The sequence below is a fragment of the Acidocella sp. genome, from assembly GCF_013044125.1.
In the GTDB taxonomy this organism is placed as follows: domain Bacteria; phylum Pseudomonadota; class Alphaproteobacteria; order Acetobacterales; family Acetobacteraceae; genus Acidocella.
On record NZ_JABEVC010000087.1, the window covers coordinates 1 to 10,628 of the forward strand.

General features: G+C 66.4%; 11 protein-coding genes. 6 read left to right on the forward strand and 5 right to left on the reverse strand.

Annotated features, from left to right (window positions below; translation table 11 throughout):
- The 5 genes from HKL97_RS05315 to HKL97_RS05335 all read right to left on the reverse strand — a co-directional run.
- Positions 1 to 572 (reverse strand): M20/M25/M40 family metallo-hydrolase (locus tag HKL97_RS05315; RefSeq protein WP_291423174.1); only part of this gene is annotated, 572 nt, incomplete at its 3' end.
- Positions 573 to 584: 12 nt separating this feature from the next.
- A complete protein-coding gene (locus HKL97_RS05320) occupies positions 585 to 794 on the reverse strand; it encodes a hypothetical protein (protein WP_291423176.1) in 210 nt (69 codons plus the stop codon).
- 44 nt (positions 795 to 838) lie between these two features.
- The gene (locus HKL97_RS05325) at positions 839 to 2,062 is read right to left on the reverse strand and encodes an acetate/propionate family kinase (RefSeq protein ID WP_291423178.1); all 1,224 of its coding nucleotides are present in this window, start codon (positions 2,060 to 2,062) and stop codon (positions 839 to 841) included.
- On the reverse strand, positions 2,055 to 3,452 hold the full coding sequence (locus tag HKL97_RS05330; RefSeq protein WP_291423180.1) for a bifunctional enoyl-CoA hydratase/phosphate acetyltransferase: 1,398 nt from the start codon (positions 3,450 to 3,452) through the stop codon (positions 2,055 to 2,057). Before HKL97_RS05330 ends, HKL97_RS05325 begins: the two co-directional genes overlap by 8 nt.
- A 70-nt stretch (positions 3,453 to 3,522) precedes the next feature.
- Positions 3,523 to 3,789: a hypothetical protein gene (locus HKL97_RS05335; protein ID WP_291423182.1), complete on the reverse strand. Its 267-nt coding sequence runs from the start codon at positions 3,787 to 3,789 to the stop codon at positions 3,523 to 3,525.
- A 152-nt stretch (positions 3,790 to 3,941) separates the two neighbouring features.
- On the opposite strand from HKL97_RS05335, the gene HKL97_RS05340 reads away from it, so the two are divergent.
- From HKL97_RS05340 to cysN, 6 genes are all read left to right on the forward strand, one after another.
- Complete coding sequence (locus tag HKL97_RS05340) at positions 3,942 to 4,283, forward strand: hypothetical protein (protein WP_291423183.1); 342 nt, start codon at positions 3,942 to 3,944, stop codon at positions 4,281 to 4,283.
- Position 4,284: 1 nt separating this feature from the next.
- A complete protein-coding gene (locus HKL97_RS05345; protein ID WP_291423186.1) occupies positions 4,285 to 5,898 on the forward strand; it encodes a methyl-accepting chemotaxis protein in 1,614 nt (537 codons plus the stop codon).
- Between the two features lie 7 nt (positions 5,899 to 5,905).
- Positions 5,906 to 6,457 carry an SCO family protein gene (locus HKL97_RS05350; protein ID WP_291423188.1) on the forward strand — a complete coding sequence of 184 codons (552 nt, stop codon included), beginning with the start codon at positions 5,906 to 5,908 and terminating at the stop codon, positions 6,455 to 6,457.
- Between the two features lie 45 nt (positions 6,458 to 6,502).
- Positions 6,503 to 8,188 carry a formate--tetrahydrofolate ligase gene (locus HKL97_RS05355; protein WP_291423190.1) on the forward strand — a complete coding sequence of 562 codons (1,686 nt, stop codon included), beginning with the start codon at positions 6,503 to 6,505 and terminating at the stop codon, positions 8,186 to 8,188.
- A gap of 173 nt (positions 8,189 to 8,361) precedes the next feature.
- Positions 8,362 to 9,285, forward strand: a complete 924-nt coding sequence (gene cysD, locus HKL97_RS05360) for a sulfate adenylyltransferase subunit CysD (protein ID WP_291423192.1) — start codon at positions 8,362 to 8,364, stop codon at positions 9,283 to 9,285.
- Positions 9,285 to 10,628 (forward strand): sulfate adenylyltransferase subunit CysN (gene cysN / locus HKL97_RS05365; RefSeq protein WP_291423194.1); only part of this gene is annotated, 1,344 nt, incomplete at its 3' end. The genes cysD and cysN, both read left to right, overlap by 1 nt.

Consider the following 10,628-nt stretch of genomic DNA (forward strand, 5'->3'; position numbering starts at 1 on the left):
CCCGTGCGCCAGCCGATCTGCCCGGCTGAAAGCGGCATCACATGCTGCCCCAGGGTCACATCCGGCCGGGGGAAGCGCTTGACCATGCCATCCTCGATCATGGCGCGCGCCCCCTGCCCGGTTTCTTCCCCAGGCTGGAAAACGGCCATCACCGTGCCGCGCCAAGCCGCCTGGTTTTCAGCCAGGATACAAACCGCCCCCATCAGCCAGGCCACATGCATGTCATGCCCGCAGGAATGCGCAATCCGCGTGGCCTGGCCAAAACGGTCCGTTCCGGTTTTATCGCTCGCATAAGCCAGGCCGGTACTTTCCTGGATCGGCAGCGCGTCCATATCCGCGCGCAGCATAACAACCGGCCCCTCGCCATTGCGCAGCAGCCCGACAACCCCTGTGCCGCCAACGCCCTCGCTCACCTCAAAGCCATTCTCGCGCAGCCACGCCGCGGCGATCCCGGCGGTGCGCCGCTCCTGCATGGAAAGCTCAGGATTGGCATGCAGATCCTGGTAGACAAGCTCAAGCCGCGCCAGCAGCTCAGCGGCGGGCCCCGGCAGCAAGCCTGTTTGTGGTTCCATCACCGCGCCCCCTCAGGCGGCCGCGCCAAAGCCGCTGGCCGCCACCGGCTCGCAACGCAACCCCGTCTCCTGTTGCCCGGCCCAGGCCAAAAGCTCCCCGGCAATCCGCAGCGCATCACCCGCCGGGAGCGCGTCAGGGTGTTCGATCAGGGCCAGAAGCTGCAAAATCCGCGCGCGATGCGCATGGATATGCCCGGAACCGTCAGCGCAATGTGGACACATACCGCCCTCCCTCACCGCTTAGAGCCAGTTGAAGCACCCACCCTTCAATTATGCGCCATGGGGCGCCCCGTTTCAATCCCGTTCGCATTGCCGCCCTCCCCGAGAACCGAGAGGCAGTGCGCCGCGATCATCGCCTCCTCGCTGGTGGGGATGACCCGAACCTCCACCCCGCTCCGCGGCGTGCTGATGCACGGTGCGTTCGCGGCATTCGCCTCGGGGGAGAGCCCGATGCCGAGCCAGCCCAGCCGGGCGCAGATGGCGGCGCGAATCGCCGGCGCGTTCTCGCCGATGCCCGCGGTGAACACCAGCCCGTCCAGCCCGCCGAGCGAAGCCGTCAGCCCGGCGATGTGGCGGGCGGCCGTGTTGCTGAACAGCGCCAGCGCCTCGGCCGCTTGCGGGCGCGGGTCGGCGAGGAGCGCGCGCACGTCGGCGGAGATGCCCGAGACGCCCAGCAGGCCCGATTGCGTATACAGCAGGCTGCTCAGCGTCTCCGGCGTGAACCCGCATGATTGCAGCAGATACAGCAACACCCCGGGGTCCATGGCGCCGGTGCGCGTGCCCATCATCAACCCTTCGAGCGCGGTGAACCCCATCGAGGTATCGACCGATCTCCCCGCCGCCATGGCGCACAGGCTGGCGCCGTTGCCCAAATGCGCGACGATGACCCGCCCGCGCGCCAGATGCGGCGCCACCCCCGGCAGGCGCGAGGCGATATACTCATAGGAAAGCCCATGAAAACCATAGCGGCGCACGCCTTCATCATAAAAATGCCGGGGCAGCGGCAGGCGCTGGGCCGCCACGGGCATGGTATGGTGGAAGGCGGTGTCAAAACTGGCGATCTGCGGCAGCGCCGGGCGCAGCGCCATCACCGCGCGCACGGCGGCGAGGTTGTGCGGCTGGTGCAGCGGGGCCAGCGGAATCAAAGCCTCCAGCCCGGCCAGCACGGCGGCGGTGAGACGCGTGGGGGCGCTGAACCGGCTGCCGCCATGGACGATGCGGTGCCCGCAGGCAATCAGCCTGTCCGCGCCCAGATGGGCCTCCACCCATTCCAGCACGGTGCCAAGCAGATCCTCATGCGTGAGCGGCGCATGATCCGGCCAGCGATGCTCCAGCGCAATCGCCCCCCCGGCATGAATACGCAGATGCGGCGCGGCGCCGATGTTCTCCACCGCGCCCGTGGCGATGCAGGCAAGCACCGGGCCGGTTTCATACAACGCGAATTTAAGGCTCGACGACCCGGCGTTGAGCGTCAGAACTGCATCAGGCACCTTTGGCCGCTCCCGCCAGAATCACCGCCAGCGCGCAGGAGGCCATGCGCGTGCGCGCATCATCGGCGCGGCTGGTGAGAATAATCGGCACGCTGGCCCCGAGCACAATGCCGGCGGCATCCGCATTGGCCAGGAAGGTGAGCTGCTTGGCCAGGATATTGCCCGATTCGATGTTGGGGACCACCAGAATATCCGCAAGCCCCGCCACGGGCGAGGCAATGCTCTTTTGCGCCGCCGCCGTGGCGCTGATCGCGTTGTCGAACGCCAGCGGACCATCCAGCACCGCGCCGGTAATCTGCCCGCGCTCGGCCATCTTGCACAGCGCGGCGGCGTCCAGCGTCGCCTGCATCGCCGGGTTCACGGTTTCCACCGCCGCCAGAATCGCCACCCGCGGCGCGGCAATGCCCAGCACATGCGCCAGGTCGACGGCGTTCTGGATGATATGAGCCTTATCCTCCAGATCAGGCGCGATGTTGATGGCCGCATCGGTCACCAGCAGCGGCTTGGGGTAGGAGGGCACATCCATGACATAAACATGGCTCAGCCGCTTGCCGGTCCGCAGGCCGGTCTGTGCCGCGGTCACCTCATGCAGCAGCTCATCGGTATGCAGCGAGCCCTTCATCAGCAGCCGCGCGCGCCCGGTGCGCACCAGTTCCACCGCGCGGGCGGCAGCGGCGTGGCTATGCGGCGCGGGCTCTATGCGCAGGGCGGTTATATCCAGCCCATGGGCCGCGGCAACGGCGCGTATCTTGTCCACGGGCCCCACGAGAATAGGCGTAATCAGCCCGGCCCGCGCGGCCTCCAGCGCGGCCAGCAGCGAGGTCTCGTCGCACGGATGCGCAATCGCGGTCGGCAGCGGCTCGCCCGCGCCGGCGCGGCTCAGCAGAGTGCGCAGATGCTCATGGCGCAGCAACCGCACCTCGGGCAACGCCATGGCGTGGCGGCTCACCTTCTGCTCCGGCGCCTTCACCGTGGCGGTGCCCTGCAGCACCAGGGCGCCATGCTGGTTGCGGCAGGCGCAGTCCAAAATCACACGGTGATTCTGCGGAATCTTCTCCGACACGCTAACCGCCGCGGTGATCGTGTCGCCAGGGCTCACCGGCGCGAGGAAACGCAGCTCCTGGCTGAGGTAGATGGTCCCCGGCCCCGGCAGTTTCGTGCCGAGCACGGCCGAGATCAGCCCGGCGGTCAGCACCCCCTGCGCGATGATATGGTGGAACAGATCCGTCGCGGCGTATTCGGCATCGAGATGCGCCGGGTTAATGTCCCCCGAGATCACCGAGAACAACGCGATGTCATCCAGCGTGATCTGCCGCGTCATGCTGGCGCTGTCGCCAAGCGCAATGTCGTCGAAAATGCGGTTTTCCAGCAATTCGGTCGTGATATCCATGGCGCCTCTCAGATCTTCAGGGCTTTAACAAATTCAACGCGGCACGCCAGCTATCCGTTGAAAGACGGCCTCATACACCGGTATTGCCCGATTTCAACGCCGCCTCGCTGGGGCGTTCGTTCTCAGCCGGAGCGGCCTGGTTGAACATGACGCTGAGCAGCGCCGCATTGGCGCGCATCACGGCCTGGCCATAGACCATCTGCGCCTCCGCCAGATTACGCGCCACCTCGCTCATTTGCTCAAAGACCTTGGCGTTGGGCACGAATTTCTGCGACCCGTCAAACAGGTTCTGCGGCAGCAGGAAGGCTTCGAAAGGGTTCGTGGGTTTCTCGGGCATGCTCGCTCTCCTCGGGCTATACCTCACAACGGAGGCCGTTCCCCCTTCTCGCACGGAATCCCCCCTGGATGATTGACCTGAATCAACATTAACAAAACGCAATGCCGGCCGGAGAGCTATTTCTTAAGCATTCCATGCCTAAGCCTGCTGGCATGAACGGTTCCCGGCCCTCCTCCTGGCTGCTGCCCGCCGCGCTGGCGCTTTTCTCGCTGGCGGCCGCGGCCGCCATCAACCTCCAACCCGCCGCCGGGGGGCCGGTGGCCGTGGTGTTCCCGCCCTGGTGGAGCGCCTCGCGCGCCATGCTGGCTGCGGCCTCCGCCGGGCCGGTGGTCCGCCTGGGCGGCCTGCCGTTCATCGTGGTGGCGCTCCCAGCCAAAGGCGGCGGCCGCAGGCAATTGCGCCGCCAGGGGGCGTGGCTGCTGCTTAACCCCCAGGCGGCGGGCGCGTGCGGCGGGCGAACCGGAAACCAAGCATCGCAGGCAACAGGGAACTGACATGAAAACCGATATGGACAAACTGCGCGACACAGCCAGCCGCTGGATGGTGCTGTGGCTATGGCTGCACGTACCCGTGGCCGGCTTGAGCGCCTGGGCGGCGGGCAATGGCGTGTGGGGGCCATGCGTCGCGGCGGCGCTGGTGGCGGGGGTGGCGAGCGCCGCCTGGTCCCTAGCGCCGGAGGCGAAGGCAACACGGCTGACCGTCGCGGCCGCCTATATCGCCATGGTCTCCATCATCCTGGCCGCCTGCCGCGGCGCGCCCCTGCAGATCGACGTCCATATGTATTACTTCGCGGCGCTGGCCATCCTGGCCGTCTATTGCGACCGGGATGTGATCCTGACCGGCGCGGGGGTGACCGCGCTGCACCATCTAAGCCTGAATTACCTGGCGCCCGCGCTGCTCTTTCCCGATGGGGCGAGCCTGCCGCGCGTGTTGCTGCATGCGGTGATCGTGGTGGTAGAGGCCGGGGCCCTGGTCTGGGTGACTCAGCGCATCGTCGCCCTGTTCAACAGCTCCGCCCGCCACCTCGCCGATGCCCAGGCCGCCACGGCCGAAATCCAGGCGGCGGAGGCCGAAGCCGCGGCGCAGCGCTTGGTGGTCGAAGATGAACGCCAGCGCGCCGAGGCCTTGCGCGCCGAAACAGCGCGTGAGCTGAGCCAGGTGGTCAGCACGCTGGCGCAAGGGCTGGCCCGGCTGGCGCGCGGCGAGTTGCGCCACCAGCTGGAGCAGCCGTTTCCGTCCAATTACGAAAAACTGCGCGCCGACTACAACGCCGCCCTGGCGCAGTTACGCGAGATCGTGACCGCTATCCTGCGCTCTACCGGCACCATCAACACCGGCACCGCCGAAATCATTTCCGCCTCTGACGATCTGGCCCGCCGGACCGAGCAACAGGCGGCCGCGCTGGAGGAAACCGCCGCCTCGCTCGATGAGGTGACCAGCGCGGTGCGCGCCACCGCTTCCGGCGCGGCGCAGGCGCGCGATGCCGCCGGAGCCGCGCGAAACGAGACAACGCTCTCCGGCACGGTGGTGGCCCAGGCGGTGGAAGCCATGAACGGGATTGACACCTCCTCCCGCCAGATCGGCAACATCATCGGCGTGATCGACGAAATCGCCTTCCAGACCAACCTGCTGGCGCTCAACGCCGGGGTGGAGGCGGCACGCGCGGGCGATGCGGGGCGCGGCTTCGCGGTGGTGGCCACCGAGGTCCGGGCGCTGGCGCAACGCTCGGCCGATGCCGCCAAGGAGATCAAAGCGCTGATCCAGGCTTCCGAGGCCCAGGTGCGCGAAGGCGTGGACCGTGTGGCGAAAACCGGCGAGGTGTTGGTGCGTCTGGCCGTGCAGGTCGGCGAGATCGACCTTGCCGTGAACGCGATCAGCGCCTCGGCGGGGCAGCAGGCGGCGGCATTGGCGCAGGTGAACGACGCGGTGAACAGCATGGACCATGGCACCCAGCGCACCGCCGCAATGGTCGAAGAGGCCAATGCCGCGGCGCACAGCCTGGGGCAGGAGGTGCGCCAGCTGGCGGCACAGGCCGCCCGGTTCGATGTGGGCGACATCCAAGCCGCCCCCGCGCGTACCCCGCGCGCGCGGCAACTCGTGGAATCATGATCCCGCCATGCGGCTGACAAGGCGCGGCGCGCTGGGCGGGGCCGTGCTGGCCCTGGCCATCCCCCCGGCGCGCGCGCAAAGCGCCATCGGCGGCCCTTTCAACCTCACTAACGGCGCGGGCCAGAGCGTCACCAACCAGGATTTCCCCGGCAAATTTCTGCTTATATTCTTCGGCTACACGCATTGCCCGGATGAATGCCCGGCGGCGATGTACCATATCGCCCTGGCGCTGGCCAAAATGGGCGGGGCGGCGCAACGCCTGCAATGCCTGTTCATCACCATAGACCCCGCGCGTGACACCCCGGCGGCGGCCAGCCGCTACGCCCGCCTGTTCTCGCCCGATATCATCGGCCTGTCCGGCACAGCGGCGCAGGTCGCCCAAGCCATGCAGGCGTATCATGTGTATGCCGCCCCCGCCGGCCCGCAAGGCGGCGAAATCACGCATAGCGACTTCATCTACCTCATGGCGCCCAGTGGCAGCTTCATCAGCGCCTTCCCCGGCAACCTCGCCGCCGGCACGCTGGCCGCGCGAATAACATCCGCGATAGGCGGCGCATGAGCTTCCCCTTTATGCCCGCCGCCGCCCCGTGCTAGGCCCCTTGCCATGTTCAGAACCATTGATCCCGCCAGCGACCTCGCCATTGCCCGCGCCACCCCCCTGCAACCCATCGAGGCCGTCGCCGCGGCGTTGAACATCCCGCCCGAGGCGCTCTACCGCTACGGCCCTTACAAGGCCAAGGTGCCGCTGGATTTCGCAACCAGCGCCATGGCCGCGCCGCGCGGCAAGCTCGTGCTGGTCACCGCCATCAGCCCCACCCCGGCCGGCGAGGGCAAAACCACGACCAGCATCGGCCTGGGCGACGCGCTGCGCCGCCAGGGCGTCAAAGTGGCCATCTGCCTGCGCGAGCCGAGCCTGGGGCCATGCTTTGGCGCCAAGGGCGGAGCCACCGGCGGCGGGCGAGCGCAGGTTGGGCCGATGAGCGAGATCAACCTGCATTTCACCGGTGACCTGCACGCCATCTCCGCCGCGCACAACCTGTTGGCGGCGATGATCGACAACCACATCTACTGGGGCAATGCGCTCAACCTGGACGCAAGGCGCATCACCTGGCCGCGCACGGTGGACCTGAACGACCGCGCCCTGCGCGACATCGTGAGCGGGCTTGGCGGCCCCGGCAACGGCGCGCCCCGCCAAACCGGTTATGACATCACAGCCGCCAGCGAGGTAATGGCCATCCTCTGCCTCGCGGAATCGCTGGCGGATCTGGAGCAGCGCCTGGGCGGCATCGTGATCGGCCGCGACATGAACAAGCGCCTGGTGCGCGCGCGTGAACTCAACGCCACCGGCGCGATGGCGGCTCTGCTGCGCGACGCGCTGGCCCCCAACCTGGCGCAAACGCTCGAAGGCACCCCGGCCTTCATTCACGGCGGCCCCTTCGCCAACATCGCGCAGGGCTGCAACTCGGTCATCGCCACCAAAACCGCCCTCGGCCTGGCTGATTTCGTCATCACAGAAGCCGGCTTCGGCGCCGATCTGGGGGGCGAGAAATTCCTCGACATCAAATGCCGCAAGGCCGGGCTCACCCCCGCCGCCTGCGTCGTGGTCGCCACCGTGCGCGCGCTGAAGATGCATGGCGGCGTGCCCCTGCACGAGTTGGGCACGGAGCATGTGGAGGCGGTGCGCGCCGGCTGCGCCAATCTGCTCCGCCACGCCGGCAACATGCGCCAATACGGCCTGCCGGTGGTGGTGGCCATCAACCGCTTCACCGCCGACACCCCTGCCGAACTCGCGGCGGTGGAAGCCGCCTGCGCGGGGGCCGGCATCAGGGTGGTTGCCTGCAACCATTGGGCCGCGGGCGGCGCGGGCGCCCTGGAGCTGGCCAGCGCGGTGCGCGCGCTTAGCGATACCCCCTCCAGCTTCCAACTCCTCTACCCTGACGATCTGCCGCTGGCGGAAAAAATCCGCACCATCGCCACACAAATTTACGGCGCCACGGACGTCACCTTCGAGCCCGCCGCCACCAAGCAACTCCGCGAATTCACCAACGCCGGATTCGCCGCCCTGCCCGTCTGCATGGCCAAAACCCAATACAGCTTCTCGGCTGATCCAACCCTGCGCGGCGCCCCGGATCACTTCAGCCTTAACATCCGCGAGGTCCGCCTCGCCGCCGGCGCCGGGTTCATCGTCGCCCTCTGCGGCAACATCCTCACCATGCCGGGCCTGCCCCGCCACCCGGCGGCCGAACATATCTTCCTCGACGCCAATGGCGAAATCGGCGGCCTGTCCTGAACCAGCCGCCGTTTAATCTTCCGCCCGCGCGCATCCCGCCGCCGGGTTTTTTCCTTCAACCGCGCGGCTTTTGGTAAAAACTTCTTTTTTTCCAACAAGGTTTTACCTATCGCGGCGTGCGGACTAAACTGCGGCCCTGTGCCTTATCCCGCCCAACCGGAGCCGCCGCCGCAATGACCACGCCCACCCCCTCGCCCACCAGTCAGCTCACGCATCTGCAACGGCTGGAATCTGAATCGATCCACATCATGCGCGAGGTGGTGGCCGAGGCCGAAAAGCCGGTGATGCTCTACTCGGTCGGCAAGGACTCCGCGGTGATGCTTCACCTGGCCCGCAAGGCGTTCTACCCCAGCCCGCCGCCCTTTCCCCTGCTGCATGTCGATACGACCTGGAAGTTCAAGGCGATGTACGAGCTGCGCGACCGCATGGCGCGCGAGAGCGGCATGGAGCTGCTGGTGTATCAAAACCCCGAGGCCGCCGCGCGCGGCATCAACCCGTTTGACCATGGCGGCCTGCACACCGACATGTGGAAAACCGAAGGGCTGAAGCAGGCATTGGATAAATACGGATTCGACGCAGCCTTCGGCGGCGCGCGGCGCGATGAGGAGAAATCGCGCGCGAAGGAGCGCATCTTCTCGTTCCGCTCCACCAACCACCGCTGGGACCCGAAAAACCAGCGCCCGGAGCTGTGGAATTTATACAACGCCCGCAAAGCCAAGGGCGAGAGCATCCGCGTATTCCCCATCTCCAACTGGACCGAGCTTGATATCTGGCAATATATCCATTTGGAGAACATCCCGATCGTGCCCCTGTATTTCGCGGCGAAGCGGCCGGTGGTGCAGCGTGACGGCTTGACCATCATGGTCGATGACGAGCGCTTCCGCCTGCGCCCCGGCGAGGTGGCGGAGATGAAATCCGTGCGCTTCCGCACGCTCGGCTGCTACCCGCTCACCGGCGCTGTGGAGTCGGAGGCAACCACGCTGCCGCAGGTGATCCAGGAGATGCTGCTGACCACGACATCGGAGCGCCAGGGCCGTGCGATCGACCATGACCAGGCCGCCAGCATGGAGAAAAAAAAGCAGGAGGGGTATTTCTGATGTCCGTTACAACCACACAAGCATCCTCCTATCAGACCGACGCGCTGATCGCCACCGATATTGACGCTTATCTGTTGCAACATCAGCACAAATCACTGCTGCGCTTCATCACCTGCGGCTCGGTGGATGACGGCAAATCGACGCTGATCGGGCGGCTTCTGTACGACTCGAAGATGATCTTCGAGGATCAGCTGGCCGCACTCGAGGCGGATTCCAAACGGGTCGGCACACAGGGGCAGAATATAGACTTCGCTTTGCTGGTCGACGGCCTCGCCGCCGAGCGCGAACAAGGCATCACCATCGATGTCGCCTACCGCTTCTTCGCCACCGAAAAACGCAAGTTCATCGTGGCTGACACACCCGGCCACGAACAATACACCCGCAACATGGTCACCGGCGCCTCCACGGCCGACCTCGCGGTCATCCTCATCGACGCGCGCAAAGGCGTGCTGACGCAAACGCGCCGCCATTCCTACCTCGCGCATCTCATCGGCATCCGCCACATCGTTCTGGCCGTGAACAAAATGGACCTGATCGGCTATGATCAGGAAAAATATAACGCCATCGTCGCCGATTACACAAAATTCGCCGCATCCATCGGCATCAACTCATTCACCCCGATGCCGATCTCCGGCTTCATGGGCGATAACATCACCAGCAAATCCGCCAACACCCCATGGTATGGCGGCCCCACGCTGATGGACCATTTGGAGACGGTCGAACTGGACGTAACCGCCGACCAGCAAAAGCCGTTCCGCATGCCGGTGCAATGGGTCAACCGCCCGAATTTGGACTTCCGTGGCTTTTCCGGGCTGATTTCCAGCGGCACCGTGCGCCCTGGCGATACCATCCGCGTGCTGCCCTCGGGCAAAACCTCCACCATCGCCCGCATCGTCACCATCGGCGGCGATCTGGAACAGGCGGTGGCCGGACAGTCGGTGACCTTATGCTTCGCCGATGAGATCGACTGCTCACGCGGCGATGTCATCTGCATCGCCGATGCGCCGGCGCAAGTGGCGGACCAGTTCGAGGCCGTGATCGTCTGGATGGCCGATGAGGCGCTGATCCCCGGCCGGCCCTACTGGCTGAAGCTCGGCACGCAGACGCTAACCGCCACGGTGCAGGCGCCGAAATACCAGGTGAACATCAACACCATGGAGCATATGGCGGCAAAAACGCTGGAGCTGAACGCCATCGGCGTGGCCAATCTCGCCACCGACCGGCCAATCCCCTTCGAGCCCTATGCAACCAGCCACACGCTGGGCGGCTTCATCCTCATTGATAAAATCACCAACGCCACGGTGGCGGCCGGCATGCTGCACTTCGCTCTGCGCCGCTCGCAG